The 16,736-nt window shown below is 69.9% G+C and carries 12 protein-coding genes; 2 read left to right on the forward strand and 10 right to left on the reverse strand.

From position 1 onward, the window contains the following. The 3 genes from kdpB to kdpF all read right to left on the reverse strand — a co-directional run. A partial coding sequence (kdpB, locus tag Air01nite_RS35385) for a potassium-transporting ATPase subunit KdpB (RefSeq protein WP_203707746.1) occupies positions 1–1,758 on the reverse strand: 1,758 nt, incomplete at its 3' end. A gap of 27 nt (positions 1,759–1,785) precedes the next feature. Continuing rightward, a complete protein-coding gene (gene kdpA / locus Air01nite_RS35390; protein WP_203707747.1) occupies positions 1,786–3,441 on the reverse strand; it encodes a potassium-transporting ATPase subunit KdpA in 1,656 nt (551 codons plus the stop codon). After that, positions 3,441–3,530, reverse strand: a complete 90-nt coding sequence (gene kdpF, locus Air01nite_RS35395; RefSeq protein WP_203707748.1) for a K(+)-transporting ATPase subunit F — start codon at positions 3,528–3,530, stop codon at positions 3,441–3,443. Before kdpF ends, kdpA begins: the two co-directional genes overlap by 1 nt. 399 nt (positions 3,531–3,929) lie before the next feature. Between kdpF and Air01nite_RS35400 the strand changes: the two genes are divergently transcribed. Then, positions 3,930–4,649, forward strand: a complete 720-nt coding sequence (locus Air01nite_RS35400; RefSeq protein ID WP_203707749.1) for a DUF4118 domain-containing protein — start codon at positions 3,930–3,932, stop codon at positions 4,647–4,649. Positions 4,650–4,755: 106 nt separating this feature from the next. After that, positions 4,756–5,091, forward strand: coding sequence for a hypothetical protein (locus tag Air01nite_RS35405; protein ID WP_203707750.1), 336 nt, complete (start codon positions 4,756–4,758; stop codon positions 5,089–5,091). A 25-nt stretch (positions 5,092–5,116) separates the two neighbouring features. Here the strand turns inward: Air01nite_RS35405 and treZ are convergent, their stop codons facing one another. The 7 genes from treZ to Air01nite_RS35440 form a co-directional block, all read right to left on the reverse strand. Continuing rightward, positions 5,117–6,862, reverse strand: a complete 1,746-nt coding sequence (gene treZ / locus Air01nite_RS35410) for a malto-oligosyltrehalose trehalohydrolase (protein ID WP_203707751.1) — start codon at positions 6,860–6,862, stop codon at positions 5,117–5,119. Continuing rightward, positions 6,859–9,147 (reverse strand): malto-oligosyltrehalose synthase, encoded by a 2,289-nt coding sequence (treY, locus tag Air01nite_RS35415; RefSeq protein ID WP_203707752.1) that lies wholly within the window; start codon positions 9,145–9,147, stop codon positions 6,859–6,861. Before treY ends, treZ begins: the two co-directional genes overlap by 4 nt. Before the next feature lie 13 nt (positions 9,148–9,160). Beyond that, positions 9,161–11,281 (reverse strand): glycogen debranching protein GlgX, encoded by a 2,121-nt coding sequence (gene glgX / locus Air01nite_RS35420; protein ID WP_203707753.1) that lies wholly within the window; start codon positions 11,279–11,281, stop codon positions 9,161–9,163. Positions 11,282–11,414: 133 nt separating this feature from the next. Next, positions 11,415–12,698 carry a citrate synthase gene (locus Air01nite_RS35425; protein WP_203707754.1) on the reverse strand — a complete coding sequence of 428 codons (1,284 nt, stop codon included), beginning with the start codon at positions 12,696–12,698 and terminating at the stop codon, positions 11,415–11,417. A gap of 126 nt (positions 12,699–12,824) precedes the next feature. Next, a complete protein-coding gene (locus Air01nite_RS35430) occupies positions 12,825–14,888 on the reverse strand; it encodes a sulfatase-like hydrolase/transferase (RefSeq protein WP_239091195.1) in 2,064 nt (687 codons plus the stop codon). Further along, entirely contained in the window at positions 14,872–16,290 is a 1,419-nt protein-coding gene (locus Air01nite_RS35435) for a methyltransferase (protein ID WP_203707755.1), read from the reverse strand. The genes Air01nite_RS35430 and Air01nite_RS35435 overlap by 17 nt, the downstream gene beginning before the upstream one ends. Before the next feature lie 7 nt (positions 16,291–16,297). Continuing rightward, positions 16,298–16,510 carry a hypothetical protein gene (locus Air01nite_RS35440; RefSeq protein WP_203707756.1) on the reverse strand — a complete coding sequence of 71 codons (213 nt, stop codon included), beginning with the start codon at positions 16,508–16,510 and terminating at the stop codon, positions 16,298–16,300. Positions 16,511–16,736: the final 226 nt, after the last annotated feature.

Consider the following 16,736-nt stretch of genomic DNA (forward strand, 5'->3'; position numbering starts at 1 on the left):
GAGCTTGGTCGGGTCGGAGTCGAGGTCGACCATGTTGCCGGCCTCTTTCGCGGCCGACGTGCCGGTGTTCATCGCGACGCCGACGTCGGCCTGCGCGAGCGCGGGCGCGTCGTTGGTGCCGTCACCGGTCATGGCGACCAGGCGGCCGCCCTCCTGCTCCTTCTTGATCAGGGCCATCTTGTCTTCCGGCTTCGCCTCGGCGAGGAAGTCGTCGACGCCGGCCTCGTCCGCGATGGCCTTCGCGGTGCGGGGGTTGTCACCCGTGATCATGACGGTACGGATGCCCATGCGGCGCATCTCGTCGAACCGCTCGCGCATGCCGGCCTTGACGACGTCCTTGAGGTGCACGACGCCGAGCGCGCGGGCCGCCTGGCCCTCGACGTGCTCCGCCACGACCAGCGGGGTGCCGCCGGAGCCCGAGATCGCGTCGACGGTGTCGCCGACCTCCTCGGTCGGGTGGCCGCCGTTCTCGCGTACCCACTTCATCACCGCCGCCGCCGCGCCCTTGCGGATCCGCCGGTCGCTCAGGTCCACACCGGACATTCGCGTCTCGGCGCTGAACGGCACGAACGTCGCGTGCGGCATCACGCCTTCCTCGCGAGCCCGCAGGCCGTAGTCCTGCTTGGCCAGCACGACGATCGACCGGCCCTCGGGCGTCTCGTCGGCGAGGCTGGACAGTTGCGCCGCGTCGGCGAGCGTCTCCGGGGTGATCCCCTCGACGGGCAGGAACTCCGACGCCTGCCGGTTGCCGAGGGTGATCGTGCCGGTCTTGTCGAGCAGCAGCGTGTTGACGTCACCCGCGGCCTCGACCGCCCGGCCCGACATGGCCAGCACGTTGCGCTGCACCAGCCGGTCCATGCCGGCGATGCCGATCGCGGAGAGCAGCGCGCCGATCGTCGTCGGGATCAGGCAGACCAGCAGCGAGACCAGCACGATGCCGGAGATGCCGTCCGCGTTGAGCGAGACCGTGTCGGGCGCGGCACCCTGGAACGCCTTCGCGAAGATCGCCATCGGCTGGAGCGTGACCGTCGCGAACAGGAAGATGATGGTCAGCGCGGCCAGCAGGATGTTGAGCGCGATCTCGTTGGGCGTCTTCTGCCGGGAGGCGCCTTCGACCAGAGCGATCATGCGGTCGATGAAGCTCTCGCCGGGCTTCTGGGTGATCTTGACGATGATCCGGTCACTCAGCACCTTCGTGCCGCCGGTGACCGCACTGCGGTCGCCGCCCGACTCGCGGATCACCGGCGCCGACTCACCGGTGATCGCCGACTCGTCGACGCTGGCGATGCCCTCGACGACGTCACCGTCGCCGGGGATCGTCTGGCCCGCCTCGACGTACACGATGTCGCCCTGCCGCAGTTCGGACGCCGCGACGGACTCCTCGCGGTAGCGGGTCCGGTCCTGGCCGGGCGCCCAGTCGGTGAGCCGCAGCGCGATCGTGTCGCGCTTGGCCGCCCGCAGCGTGGCCGCCTGAGCCTTGCCCCGCCCCTCGGCGACGGCCTCCGCGAGGTTCGCGAAGACCACCGTGAGCCAGAGCCAGACCGTGATCAGCCAGGCGAACAGCGACGGGTCGCCGATCGCGAGCACGGTGGTGAACACCGCGCCGATCTCGACGATGAACATGACGGGGTTGCGCCACAGGGTGCGCGGGTTGAGCTTGAGAAGCGCGTCGGGCAACGCCTTCCAGAGCTGTTTCGGGTCGAGCAGGCCGCCGCCGATCCGGCGCGGGGCGCTGATCGGTTCGTTTAGCGCAGTCATCTCCATGTTTCCTTTGTGGACGGCGGCTCAGAGACCCTCGGCCAGCGGGCCGAGAGCGAGGGCGGGCAGGAACGTCAGCGCGACGACGATCACCGTGACGCCGACGAGCATCGAGACGAACAGCGGACGGTGCGTCGGCAGCGTGCCCTTCGACTCGGGCACCGGTTGCTGGCTCGCGAGCGATCCGGCCAGGCCGAGCACCATGATGATCGGCAGGAACCGGCCGAGCAGCATGGCCAGCCCGAGCGCGGTGTCCCACCAGCCCGTGTTGACGGTGATGCCGGCAAACGCGGAACCGTTGTTGTTGGCCGCCGAGGTGAACGCGTAGAGCACCTCGGAGAAGCCGTGCGGGCCGACGTTCAGCATCGTCGTGTGGTTGCTCGTCGCCATCGCCGCGGCGACGCCGGTGAGCACCAGCAGCGGCGTGATCAGGATGTAGAGCGACGCGAACTTGATCTCACGCGCGCCGATCTTCTTGCCGAGATACTCGGGCGTACGCCCGACCATCAGGCCGGCGACGAACACCGTGATCACGGCGAGCACGAGCATGCCGTAGAGGCCCGCGCCGACACCGCCGGGCGCGACCTCGCCGAGCATCATGTTGAACATCGGCATCATGCCGCCGAGCGCGGTGTACGAGTCGTGGAACGAGTTGACCGCACCCGTCGAGGTGAGCGTCGTGATCGCGCCGAAGGTGGCCGAGTTCGAGACGCCGAACCGGACCTCCTTGCCCTCCATGGCCGCCGCGACCGACTGCGGCACGGTGCCGTTGTGAGCGAGCTCGAAGCCGTTGGTGAGGGCGATGCTGGCGATCGCCAGGATGCCCATGACGGCGAGGATCGCGTACCCCTGGCGGTTCTGACCGACCATGCGGCCGAACACCCGCGGCATGCCGACCGGGATCAGCAGGATCAGGAACAGCTCGACCCAGTTGGTCCAGGCGGTCGGGTTCTCGAACGGGTGGGCGCTGTTGGCGTTCATGAAGCCGCCGCCGTTGGTGCCGAGCTCCTTGATGACCTCCTGGCTGGCGACGGGTCCGCCGGTCAGCGTCTGCGCGCCGCCGGTCAGGGTGGTCACGTCGTGGCCGCCGGAGAAGTTCTGCACGACGCCGCCGACGATCAGCACGATCGCACCGACGACCGCGACGGGCAGCAGGATGCGCAGCGTGATCCGGGTCAGGTCGACCCAGAAGTTGCCGAGCTCGTTGGTCCGCTTCCGGGCGAAGCCGCGCACGAACGCCACGGCGACGGCGATGCCGACGCTGGCGGACACGAAGTTCTGCACGGCGAGACCGGCCATCTGCGAGAGATGGGTCATGGTCGACTCACCGGAGTACGCCTGCCAGTTCGTGTTGGTCACGAACGAGACGGCGGTGTTCCAGGCGACGTGGTCGGTGACACCGGGGAAGTCCGGGTTGGGCCAGAGCACGCTCTGGAGCCGGAGCAACGCGTACAGGAAGAGAAGCGAGATCGCGGAGAACGCGAGCAGACTGCCCGCGTACGCCTTCCAGCTCTGCTCGCCTTCGGGGTTGACCCGGAGCACCTTGTAGATGCCCCGCTCGACCACGGAGTGGCGCCCACCGACGACCACCCGGTACATGTAGTCGCCGAAATACCGGTAGGCGACGGCGAGGACCACGAGAAGCGAGACGATGAACAGCACGCCCGCGGCAGTCATGCTCATCAGAAACGCTCCGGGAACAGCAGTGCGACGAACAGGAAGACCGCGAGCGCGGCGGAAACAATCAGCCCGATCAGGTTGACGGCGCTCACAGCTTCGACACCCCCCGCACGACCAGTCCGAGGATGGCGAACAACGCCACCGTCACGAGCACCAGCAGCACGTCATACACGTGCGTAACTCCTCTTCATCGAATCGAGGGCAGCCTGGAGGTCGGCAGGTGCCGAAAGAATGAGACCGCCTCGAATTCGTCGAGGGAACGCTTCCAGACGCCTTCCATACGCCACCCGACGCTTTCTTGACGCGCTGACTACGCACCCGTGACCGGCACCACGTCAATGCGTACGGATCGGCGAGATCGCGCCCGGTCGCGCTCTACGCGCTGGCCGGCCCGTCTTGACGCGATCCATACGGACCGCACCCTTCCCCGCCCGCGCCCGCCGAGGTTAGAACGGACGATGGACGGTCGTCGCCGGCCGATCGGAGCCGCCATGTCCGCAGCCCGGGTCAACCTGACGCTGGTCGCTGCCCTCGTCGTGCCCGCCGCGGCGAGCGCGGCGCTGGTCCCGGCGAGGGGCCATCTCGACAACACCGACATCGCGCTGGTCATGGTCGTGGTCATCGTCGCGGTCGCGACCGCCGGGCGGCGTGCCGCGGGCTACCTGGCCGCCGTGTCGGCCGGCGTGTGGTTCGAGTTCTTCTTCACGCGGCCGTACCACCGGTTCAGCATCGACGAAAGCGCCGACGTGGTCACCTTCGTGCTGCTCGTCCTCGTCGGCGCGGCCGTCACCGAGATCGCGGTCTGGGGGCGCCGGCGGCACACCGCCGCCTTGCGGCAGGAGGGCTACCTGCACGACATCGCGCTCGCGGCGTCGGTCGGCGCCACGGGCGGATCATCCGTCGAGCTGATCAAGGACGTCGCCGCACAGTTGATCCAGACCCTGGGTCTGACCGGCTGTCGATTCCAGTACGGCGTCGCCGGTGTCGGGAATCCACCTCGTCTCTGCCGTGACGGCCGGCTCCTCGTCGACCGCAAGCCGTCGAACGCGCCAACCCTGCCTGCCGGGGTCGAGATCGAACTGCTGGTCGAGAGCGGCGGCCGCCTGCATGGCCGGTATCTACTGAGCGCACCGGCCGGGACGGTAGCCACCCCGGAGCAACGCCGGGTCGCCGTCACGCTGGCCGCCCAGGTCGGCGCCGCCCTCGGGTAGGGCAGGCCCGGATCGCCGTATGTGTTCCGTCAAGACGCTTGGCGGATGGGCCTCCGGCGCGGTGCCATGGATTCGGCGCATCCCACCGCACCCTTGGAACGGAACGATGTCCATCACTGGCGAGCATCCTCGCGTATCGACCATCCCGGCCGCTGTCGGCGGCGCTCTTGCTGTCGCCGCCGCCGGCGTCGTGGCTGCCGCCGCGGGCGCGTCCACCGTCGGGCTGTTGATCACACTCGCGGTCGCGGTCGGGATCCTCTCCGCACTGCTCGCCGACCGGCGCGCGTGGCTGGCGGTGACCGCAACCGGTGCGGTGACCTTCCTGATCGCCGTCGCGGACGGCGAGAACGGCTGGCCGTACCTGACCTTCCTCGGCCTCGCCGCCGTGCTCGGTCGCGCGCAGCGCTGGCTGCGACAGCCTGTGGATCAGACCACCCTGTAGGCAAGGGCTGGGTGCGGCGAACCCGTCAGGCGATGGCGACGACCACTGCGGACTCGGCCGGGAGTTGGATGCCGTCGCGCATGACGGTGGCGCCCGACTCGGTTGCCAGGAGAACCGAACGCACGAAGCCTGGGAGGGTGATGCGTTGCGGCTTGCCGGCCAGGTTGGCCGCCACCGCTGCCCCGCCGCGGCGCATGACCAGCCATTGGTCGCCGTGGGTTACCTCGATCTTGTCCAGGCGTGGGTCTGACAGGTCCGGATGCGACTTGCGGAGCGCGATCAGGCGCCTGTAGAACGACAGCAGCTCGGCGTGCTCCGGCTTGTCCAGCTCCGCCCAGTCCAGGCGCGAGCGCAGGTAGGTCTGTGGGTCCTGCGGGTCCGGGACCTCGCCCTCCGGCCAGCCGTGTGCCCCGAACTCGCGGCGCCGGCCCGTGGCCACCGCGGCCGCGAGCTCCGGCTCAGGATGGCTCGTGAAGAACTGCCACGGCGTCGTCGCGCCCCACTCCTCGCCCATGAAGAGCATCGGCGTGAACGGGGCCGTGAACAGCAGCGTCGCGCCCACCCGGAGCAGGCCCGGCGACAGCGACGCCGTCAGGCGGTCGCCGACCGCGCGGTTGCCGATCTGGTCGTGATTTTGCAGGTACGCGACGAAGCGGTAACCGGGGATGCGTCCCCGGTCGACCGGGCGCCCGTGCACCCGCTGGCGGAACGACGACCACGTCCCCGCGTGGAAGAACGCGCCCGTCAGCACATCCGACAGGGTCTGCAACGAGCCGAAGTCCGCGTAATAACCCTGCCGCTCCCCCGTCAGCAGCGTGTGCAGCGCGTGGTGCGCGTCGTCGTCCCACTGCGCCGTCAGGCCATAGCCGCCACCCTCGCGCGGAGTGATCAACCGAGGGTCGTTGAGGTCCGACTCCGCGATCAGCGACAGCGGGCGACCAACATGGGCCGACAACCCGTCAACGGCAACCGCCAACGACTCCAGCAGGTGTACGGCACCGCGGTCGACGAAAGCATGGACGGCGTCGAGGCGCAGGCCGTCGACGTGGTAGTCCCGCAGCCAGCCGACCACGCTGTCGACGATGTAGGAGCGGACCTCACCCGACAGCGGGCCGTCCAGGTTGATCGAGGCGCCCCAGCTGGTGCCGGGACCCTCGGACAGGTAGGGGCCGAACATCGGCGCATAGGCCCCAGAGGGCCCGAAATGGTTGTAGACGACGTCGAGGACCACCCCCAGCCCTCGCTGGTGGCACGCGTCGACGAAGCGCTTCAGACCGTCGGGGCCGCCGTAGGACTCCTGCGGCGCGAACCAGCAGACCCCGTCGTACCCCCAGTTGTGCTCGCCGTTGAACGCGTTGACCGGGAGCAGCTCGATCAGGTCGACCCCCAGGTCGACGAGATGGTCCAGGCGGGAGATCGCCGCGTCGAAGGTGCCCTCCGGCGTGAACGTGCCGACGTGCATCTCGTAGAGCACGCTGCCGGGCAGCTGGCGGCCGGTCCAGGCGTCATCGGACCAGCGGTACGCGGCGTGGTCGTACACCCGGCTGAAGCCGTGCACCCCGGTCGGCTGCCAGGCCGAACGCGGGTCGGGCAGCGGAAGGTCCTCGTCGCCGAGCAGGAACGCGTAGTCGGTGCCCGGGCCGGCGGACGGCACGTCGAGGGTCCACCAGCCGGCGCGCTCCGGGTCGCGGTCGAGCGCGAGATCAGGCCCGGTGGCCAGGCGCAGCCGCACCCGCGACAGGTCCGGAGCCCACACGGAAAACACGGTCACGGCGCCACCACGGGTTCGGCGGAGGTCAACAGGGCGACCGGATAGCGGTCGAGCAGGTTCGACACCGGCACCCGTCGCCCACTGTAGACCCGTCCTGTGAACGAATCAGTAAAAGACCCGGACTCATCGGGAAACGACAGGTATGTGTCGCCCCAGCCGCCGCGCAGGGACAGCCCGACCGGGAGCCGGGTGGCCACCGCCAGCGCGCCACCGCGGTCGAACGCCACCACGTGGTCGGCCGCCGGGCCGAACGCCGGCACCTGGCGGTAGCTCGCGAAGAACGACGGATGGGCGCGGCGCAGCCGCAGGCACCGGGACACCACCAGCAGCTTCACCGCTCCAGAGGCGTCGATCGGCGGAAGCCACCCACCGTCGAGCCGAGCCAGCAGCGCCGCCCGCGCGGCGAAGTCGACCGGCCGCCGGTTGTCCGGGTCGACCAGGGAGTCCTCCCACAGCTCCGTGCCCTGGTAGACGTCGGGCAGCCCGGGCATGGTCAGCTGCACCAGCTTCTGCCCGAGCGCGTTCGACCAGCCCGCCGGGGTGATCTCCGCGGCGAACCGCGACACCGAGGCGTTCAGGGCCGGGTCGTCGTAGACGGCGTCGACCACGCCGTGCAGCGCGGCCTCGAACGAGGCCGACGGGTCCGCCCAGCTTGTCGACACGGCCGCTTCACGGGCCGCCTTCTCCACGTACGCGTGCAGCCTTTCCCTGGTCAGCGGCCATGCGCCGACCACCGTCTGCCAGAGCAGATGGGCGAACGACGGATCCGGCAGCGGCGCCGCCGACATCCAGCCCCGCAGCGCCCGCGCCCACCGGTCGGGCACCTCGGCCAGCACGGCCAGCCGCGCCCGCACGTCCTCGCCCCGCTTGGTGTCGTGCGTCGACAGCGTGGTCATCCCCCGCGGCCAGGACCGCTGCCGGCGCGCCGCGGCCGCGTGGAACTCGCCCAGCCCGACCCCGAACCGGTCCGGCGCCCCGCCGACCTCGTTGAGCGCCACGAACCGGGTCCACCGGTAGTAGGCGGTGTCCTCGACGCCCTTCGCCATCACCGCACCGGTGAGCTGGCTGAACCGCTGCCCCAGCTCGTCGTCCGGGTTGCGCAGCCGGGCCGTGAGCGCGTCCAGCGTCGAGATCAGGTCGGGCCGGCGCCGCCCGGCCTCCGAGCGGGCCCGGGCGAGATGCCGCAGACCGTCGGTCCCGTAGGACCGGTAGACCGGGAAGTTCGCCGCCAGCTCGGCGAGACCGGCCGCCGCGTCGGGCAGCGCCGGTGCGAGCGCGGCCAGCCGGCGCAGCTCGGCCGGGAACATCCGGTGGGCGGCTTCGAGCTTGCAGGCGTGGGTCAGCTCGGGCCACGACACCTCGACCCCGGTCAGCGAGGCGTCCAGCGCGGTGAAGGCCTGTTCCCCGGCCGGGTCGACGAAGACCCCACACGCTTCGCGCAACGCGTCGTATCCCGTGGTGCCGTCGACGGGCCACGCCGGTAGTTCCTCCCCGTGCTCGAGGATCTTCTCCACCACGAGCCAGGACGACGGAGCGGCGGCGCGCAGCCGGGCCAGGTAGCCGACCGGGTCCCGCAGCCCGTCGGGGTGGTCGACCCGGATCCCGTCGACGTCGCCGGCCGCGACCCAGCGCAGCACCTCCGCGTGCGTCGCGTCGAACACGGCCGGGTCCTCGACCCGCAGCCCGGCCAGGTCGCTGACCGCGAAGAACCGCCGGTAGTTGAGCTCGCTGTCGCCGCGCCGCCAGCCGACCAGCTCGTAGTGCTGCCGGGCGTGCACCTCGCGGGCCGTCCCGGCACCGGTCCCCGGCGCGATCGGGTAGCGGTGCTCGTAGTAGCGCAGCTCCCCGTCCTCGACCTTCAGAGCGTCGAGATCACCGTCGTGTCCCAGGACCGGGACCAGGATCCGGTCCCGGGACCAGTCGATGTCGAACCAGGTGGCGTACGCGGACGCCCGCCCGTTGCGCAGCACGTCCCACCACGCCGGGTTGGCCCACGGCGCGGCGATGCCCACATGGTTGGGCACGATGTCGACGACGAACCCCAGCTGGGCGCCGCGCAGGGCGGTGGCCAGCCGCTGCCGGCCGTCCTCACCGCCGATCTGCGGGTTGGCCGACCTGTGGTCGACCACGTCGTAGTTGTGTGCCGACCCGGGCGCGGCGGTCAGCAGCGGTGCGCTGTAGAGGTGGCTGACGCCGAGGTCGGCCAGGTAGCCGGCGATCGCCGCGGTGTCGTCGAAGGTGAAGTCGGGACGGATCTGGACGCGGTAGGTAGCGGTCGGCGCCATACCCGGCCCCCTCTCACACGGTGCGGTCGAGGACGACGAGGGACCGGTCGGGTACCAGGATCGACGCGCCCGCCTCCACCACCACCTGCTGCCCCTCTCCTGGGTATTCGGCCGTGCTGATCACGGCTTCCCATTTCTGGCCGTACTCGTGACTGGGAACGGTGAACCGCAGGCCGCCGTCGTGGGCGTTGAAGCACAGCAGGAACGAGTCGTCGACGTGACGCTGGCCGTACTGGCCGCGCTCGCGGATGCCCTCGCCGTTAACGAAGAGCATCACCGCCCGGCCGAAGTGGTTGTCCCAGTCCTCGCGGGTCATCTCCCGGCCGTCGGGGGTGAACCAGGCGAGGTCGGGCAGCGGCGCGCCGGCGCTGCGGGTCTGCACGGACAGCCCGGTGAAGAACCGGCGGCGGCGGAACACCCGGTGCCCGGCCCGGAACGCGGTCAGCTTGCGGACGAACTCCAGCAGGTGCTCGTCGACGTGCTCCCAGTCGACCCAGCTCAGCTCGTTGTCCTGGCAGTACGCGTTGTTGTTGCCGTGCTGGGTCCGGCCGAGCTCGTCGCCGTGCCCGAGCATCGGGACGCCCTGGGACAGCAGCAGCGTGGCGATGAAGTTGCGGCGCTGCCGGGCCCGCAGCGCGAGCACGCTCGGGTCGTCGGTCGGGCCCTCCACACCGCAGTTCCAGGACCGGTTGTGGCTCTCGCCGTCCCGGTTGTCCTCGGCGTTGGCCTGGTTGTGCTTGTCGTTGTAGGACACCAGGTCGTTGAGCGTGAAACCGTCGTGGCAGGTGACGAAGTTGATGCTGTGGAAGGGCTTGCGGCCGTCGTCCTGGTAGAGGTCGGCGGAGCCGGAGATCCGGGACGCGAACTCGGCCAGCGTGGCGGGCTCGCCGCGCCAGAAGTCGCGCACCGTGTCGCGGTATTTGCCGTTCCACTCGGTCCACACCGGCGGGAAGTTGCCGACCTGGTAGCCGCCGGGACCGATGTCCCAGGGTTCCGCGATCAGCTTCACCTGGCTGACCACCGGGTCCTGCTGCACCACCTCGAAGAACGTGGACAGCCGGTCGACCTCGTAGAACTCGCGGGCCAGGGTGGCCGCGAGGTCGAACCGGAACCCGTCGACGTGCATCTCCTGCACCCAGTACCGCAGCGAATCCATGATCAGCTGGAGCGAGTGCGGGCTGCGCATGTTGAGGCTGTTGCCGGTGCCGGTGTAGTCGACGTAGTAGCGCCGGTCCTGGTCGGAGAGCCGGTAGTAGCTGGGGTTGTCGATGCCCTTGAAGCTCAGCGTCGGGCCCAGATGGTTGCCCTCGGCCGTGTGGTTGTAGACGACGTCGAGGATCACCTCGATGCCGGCCGCGTGCAGGGTCTTGACCATGCCGCGGAACTCCTGCACCTGCTGACCGAGCCGGCCCATCGCCGAGTAGCCGTGGTAGGGCGCGAAGAACCCGATGGTGTTGTAGCCCCAGTAGTTGCGCAGCCCGAGGTCGGAGAGCCGGTTGTCGTGCACGAACTGGTGCACCGGCATCAGCTCGATCGCGGTCACGCCCATCCGCTTGAGATGGTCGACGATCGCCGGATGACCGATGCCGGCGTACGTGCCGCGCAGCTCCTCCGGGACGCCCGGATGCTTGCGGGTCAGCCCGCGGACGTGCGCCTCGTAGACCACCGACTCGTGGTAGGGAATGCGCGGCGGCCGGTCGTTGCCCCAGTCGAAGTAAGGGTTGACCACGACACCCTTCGGCACGAACTGCGCCGAGTCGGTGGTCGACATCCGGCTCGGGTCGTCGAAGTCGTAGTCATAGACCGCCGGGTCCCAGCTGACGTCGCCGTCGATCGCCTTCGCGTACGGGTCGAGCAGCAGCTTGTTGGGGTTGCAGCGCAACCCCGCGCCGACGTCGAAGCGGCCGTGCACCCGGTAGCCGTAGCGCTGGCCGGGCTCCACGCCGGGCAGGTAGGCGTGCCAGACGTAGGCGTCGACCTCCTGCATGGTGACCCGGCGTTCGTTGCCGAGGCCCCACTCGTCGAAGAGGCACAGCTCGACACCCTCCGCGACCTCCGAGAAGATCGCGAAGTTGGTGCCGGTGCCGTCGTACGTGGCACCCAATGGGTATCGCTGGCCGGGCCAGACCTGCATGTGACGCGTGCCTCCTGTGTAGGAGCGGCACCGGCCGGGTTCCGGCCGATGCCGCCTATTGCCCCACCGACGGTAGCGTCAATCTGTGAGATCGTCCGCAGACGACCTGGTCGCGTGTTTTGCCAGATCTTACTTAGCGCTGCTCGATGCCCACGTAGTCGCGCTTGGCGGCACCGGTGTAGAGCTGCCGCGGCCGGCCGATCTTGGTGGCCGGGTCGGCGATCATCTCGCGCCACTGTGCGATCCAGCCGGGCAGCCGGCCCAGGGCGAACAACACCGTGAACATCTTGGTGGGAAAGCCCATGGCCTTGTAGATCAGGCCGGTGTAGAAGTCGACGTTCGGGTAGAGCTTGCGCGACACGAAGAAGTCGTCGGCGAGCGCGATCTCCTCGAGCTGCATCGCCAGCTCGAGCAGCGGGTCGGCCTTGGCCATGCGGGACAGCACGTCCTGCGCGGACTTCTTCACGATCGCCGCGCGCGGGTCGTAGTTCTTGTAGACCCGGTGCCCGAAGCCCATCAGCTTGACGCCGGCCTCGCGGTTCTTGACCTTGTTGACGAACGCCTTGACGTCGCCGCCGTCGGCCTGGATCTGGTGGAGCATCTCCAGCACGGCCTGGTTGGCGCCGCCGTGCAGCGGGCCCATCAGCGCGTTGACGCCGGCCGCGACCGAGACGAACATGTTGGCGTTGGCCGAGCCGACCAGCCGTACCGTCGAGGTCGAGCAGTTCTGCTCGTGGTCGGCGTGCAGGATGAACAGCATGTCGAGCGCCTTGGCCATGACCGGGTCGACCTCGTACTTGGTCGCCGGCACGCCGAAGGTCATGCGCAGGAAGTCCTCGACGTAGCCGAGGGAGTTGTCCGGGTAGAGCAGCGGCTGGCCGATCGACTTCTTATACGCGTACGACGCGATGGTCGGCACCTTGGCCAGCATCCGGATGGTGCTGATCTCGACCTGGTCGCGGTCGAACGGGTCGAGGCTGTCCTGGTAGAAGGTCGACAGCGCGCTGACGGCCGAGGAGAGCACCGGCATCGGGTGTGCGTCGCGCGGGAAGCCGTCGAAGAAGCCGCGGAAGTCCTCGTGCAGCAGCGTGTGCCGGCGGATCTTGTCGGTGAACTCCGCGAGCTCGTCGGACGTGGGCAGCTCGCCGTAGATCAGCAGGTAGGTGACCTCGAGGAACGAGGAGTGCTCGGCCAACTGCTCGATCGGGTACCCGCGGTAGCGGAGGATTCCCTCGTCGCCGTCGATGTAGGTGATCTCCGACGAGGTGGCGGCGGTGTTGACGAAGCCCGGGTCGTAGGTGACGTACCCGGTCTCCTTCAGCAGCGCGCCGACATCGAGGCCCGCTGGGCCCTCCACGGCCGGGCGTACCGCCATCGAAAGCTGTCCGGCCGGGTGGTCTAGCTTGACATCGGTCATCAGGTCCTCGCTTTTGACGGGTGGGGGGATGTCACGTCGTTGTTACGCCTCAGTACAACGGTAATCGTTCGGCATGATCCGCCGGAATCTCGCCCAGGTCCCCGGGGGCGAGGGATATACCACACCTCAGGACGTTTGCAGCCGCCGTAGCTCGTTGCCGGCCACCTCGTAGACGTCCACGGAGTTGGTTCCGGGGACGAAAAGCCCCTCGTCCTGGACCAGCGCCGCGAACCGCCGGCCCTGCTTGTCGGCCCAGGTGGCCTGGGTGACGGCGCCGATCGTGCCGTTGACGGCGATGGCCAGCGGCGTGCCGTCACGGACCGTGCTGGGCAGATCACCGTAGACCAGGGCGGGCAGCACGCCGGTCTCGGGCGCGACGTCGGCGAACGCGGAGGCATTGTCGATTGTCACCCGCGGACCGACCGCTTCGCTGACCTTCAGCGTGTCGACGCGCTTGCCCACGAGATCCGGCCGGATCCGGGGCGCCATGTGCGGACCCGCCTGGCCTGAGATGATCTTCGGGAACGTGGTGGTATCGGAGATGTTGACCGGTTTGCCGGGCACATCGCTGTAGACGTGGTCGTGGCTGGTTCGCGGCGGGGCGCTCGCCGGGCGGCCGTCGACCTCCCAGGGCACCTCGACGCCGGCCAGTTCCGCGACGGTCGGCAGCAGGTCGACGTGCTGCCAGTTGCGGTCGTCGACCGCGCCGGCCTGCTGGGCGGGCGTCTTGACGAACAGCGGGACCCAGAGCACTTCCTCGGGCGAGGCCTCCACCGGGCCCATCCCGCGGCCCTGGTGGTTGATCGTGAACGAGACACCGTGGTCGGCGGTCACCACCAGCACGGCCTTGTCCCAGAGGCCGGTCTGCTTCATCCGGGAGATCATCTTGCCGACCAGCAGGTCGGTGTAGCCGACTTGGGCCAGGTGCCGGTCCCGGGCGGTCTCCACCCAACCAGGCCCGTCCAGCGGGAAGTCCTCCGGCGCCTCGTAGCGGGTGCCCGACGGCAGGTAGTTCCAGGGGGTGTGCGGCATCAGCAGGTGCAGGAAGTGCAACTTGGGCCGCGGCGTCGGGGTCAGCCCGTCGAGGAACGCGGTGAACCGGGACGGCTGGTTGTCGTCGAGGCTGTCCCAGCGGAACTTCGGGTCACCGGGCGCGACACCGGAACGCGCCTCGGCGATCGTGGCCTCGCGGTAGGACGCCTCCGGGTCGTCGGACGGCTCGTCGCGCGGCGAGGCGATCTGCCGGAAGAGCCCGGCCACCTCTCGGATCAGTGCCTTGAGGCCGCCCGGCCGGTTCTGCTCGGCCGCCGGGTCGCACTCGCTCGGCGGGCACAGCTCGGTGATCGTCTCCTGCACGTCGGTGTCATAGGTGCCGCCGAGCAGGGTGAACAGGTTGTCGGGGTAGGCCGCGTAGTGCGGCGCGACCTCCTTGGCCGGGTGCTTACCGGTGAGCATGGCGGGCATCGCGTACGGGGTCCAGCCGCTGACGCCGGTCGCGTTGCGATACCAGGTCGAGCTGTCGGCCAGCGTGGCGATGTTCGGATACTTCGTGCGGTCGATCTTCCCGTCCGGCCCCAGCAGTGAGACCAGCGGGAACTCGTCGAGCATGAGCATGACGACGGGCGGGTGGCTGTCCTTGGTCTGCGTCACGTCGGCGCGGGCCTTGAGCGCCTCTGACGGGAGCACGACCGCTGATGTCGGCGAGGCGAACGCGAACAGGGCGACGAAGACCAACGGGCCGACCGCCGCGATGCGCATGAGCTGACCCGGGACGCGCCAACGCCAATAGGCGTACGCGATGCCGGCGCCGACCGCGATCGCCAGCGCGGCCAGCGGGAGGCCGCGCATCGGCAGGAGTTGCTTGCCGAACTGGACGGCGATCGCGGCGACGAGCAGGCCGACCGTGGTGGCGTGGGTGACCCGGCGGGTGCGGGGGCCGATCAGGCCGGTCAGTGCGCCGAGGGTCCAGAGCACGAGCGGCGGTGCCAGCGTGACCAGGGCGACGAGCAGCAGGATCTCGGTGCGGCCGGCGCCGTAGAAGAGGAAGAAGTCGGGGCTCTTGCCGGTGACGTCGAGGAGCGGCTGGGTGATCGCCAGGCCGCAGAGGGCGAGGATCTCCAGCATGGGGGCGATCTCGCCGCGGACCCAGCTGGGTTTCTCCGCCGGCTTCTCGTCAGTCACGCCGGACACCCGCGATCAGGGTACGGCTGCCGCCCGGCAACGTCTCCCGCCGCGCGATGTCGAAACGCTCGCCGAGCAGGCGGACGAAGGTGTCCACGTGGTAGTCCGGGAACAGGCCGTCGGGCTTGTTGGCGAGCAGCTTCCGGGCCATGGGGTCGTCGGCGTGCACGAACTCGACGACGACGGTGCGGCCGCAGCCGGCGAGCCAGTCGACGATGCGCGGCAAGGGCACGTTGCGGCCGATGGCCAGGTGGTGGACGACGGCGAGGGCCAGCGCGACGTCGGCCTTGGCGGCGCGGGCGGCGAAGCCGGCGCGCTCGGTGCTCGCCCAGCCGCCGCCGGGCGACGGGTCGGCGAGGTCCATGACGATCGGCAGGATCCGCTTGGCACCCTCGGTGCGGAGCTGGCGGTAGAGGGTGTCGACGACCGCGGGGTCGGCCTCGACGGCGACCACGTAGCCGGCCTTCGCCGCCGCCTGCCGGCTGAAGATGCCGTCGTTGGCGCCGAGGTCGAGGACGAGGTCTTTGGCCTCGGCGGCGTCGAGGGCGGCGTCGACGAAACGCTGCTTGGCGGCCCGGTCGTCGGCGGAGTAGCTGCACGTCTCCCGGTAGCCGCCCCAGTGCGTGGCCGGCGGCGCCCAGTCGAGCTTGTCGACCAGCTTGGCGATCGCCCGCACGGCGGCGGCCACCAGCTCGGCGTTGAACCCGGCGTCGCGCAGTTGCTCGCGGACCGCGCCGGTGCTGCGGTCGGCGTTGCGCGACTGGATGCTGTCATGGAGGTGGACGTGCTTGAGCACGCCGGCCGCGAGCCGCTTGGTGCCGCCGAGCAGGCGGCGCATCTGGGCTGGTTCGACGCCGTCGATCTGGGCCCGCAGCAGCGGGTGGGGGTCGAAGTCGAGGTGCGCCTGGAGCATCAGCGGGTAGAGCAGCGTCTGGCAGAACTGCCGGTAGCCGGCCCAGGGCTCGCCGGGCTTGGCGGGCTCGAACGAGCCGACGTCGATGAACTCCGGCGCGGCGCCGCGCCACTGCAGGTTGTAGGCCGAGCCGTCCTTCATCGTGAAGCCGGCCGCGAGGGCGTCCTGGAGCAGCCTCAGGTGGAGGCGGGCGGCGTCCTGGCGCATCGCGTGCGACCACTCGTAGGGATGGCTGACGAACGGGATCGGCTCGTGGCGCAGGGTCGCGCTCCAGGTGCCGGGCTCGCCGGGCAGCTCGCGGTCGACCTCGTCGGTCTTCGTGAGCGTGCCGTCGGCCTGAGCGCGGGCGAAGAAGTCGCTGGTGCGCAGCGCCTTCCAGTCCTGGGCGGCCTGCGCCCCCAGCCCGCGGAGCACCTCGCCGTCGGCGTGGAACACCCGGGTCTGGGGGTCACGGAAAGAACCCGGCTCCGCGTGCGGCCGGGTGGGTTCTGGTGTCACCGAGCGCTCAGTCCTTGTCGGCCGTCGCCGCTGCCGGTGTCTGCTCCGCCGGCGTGTGCTCTGCGGGCGTCTGCTCTGCGGGCGTCTTGCGGCGGAACATGCCCGTGATGCGCCGCCAGTACATCTTCGCCGCGACCACCACGCCGGCCGTGCCGGCGACGATCGCCTGCACGATCAGGCTGCCCGATCCCGCGTCCAGGTAGGCCAGATGAGGCTCCATCCCGCCGTTCTCCTCCCTCTTCAGCCGCTCGAGCCCATGCGACCGCCCCCGCGGTCGGATGCGGCGCGCGGTGTTGTCTGCCCCGTCCTCCCCGGCACCTCGCGTCATCGCGCTGACAACACCCGTTTCCCACCGTGACAGATGTTTGTCATGTGCCGTGCCCCGACCCTACGCTTGAGATCGGATTCACGCAGCGTCCGCAGCGTACCGTCTGACGTGTTTTGTC

The organism is Asanoa iriomotensis, from assembly GCF_016862515.1.
Classification (GTDB): Bacteria; Actinomycetota; Actinomycetes; order Mycobacteriales; family Micromonosporaceae; genus Asanoa; species Asanoa iriomotensis.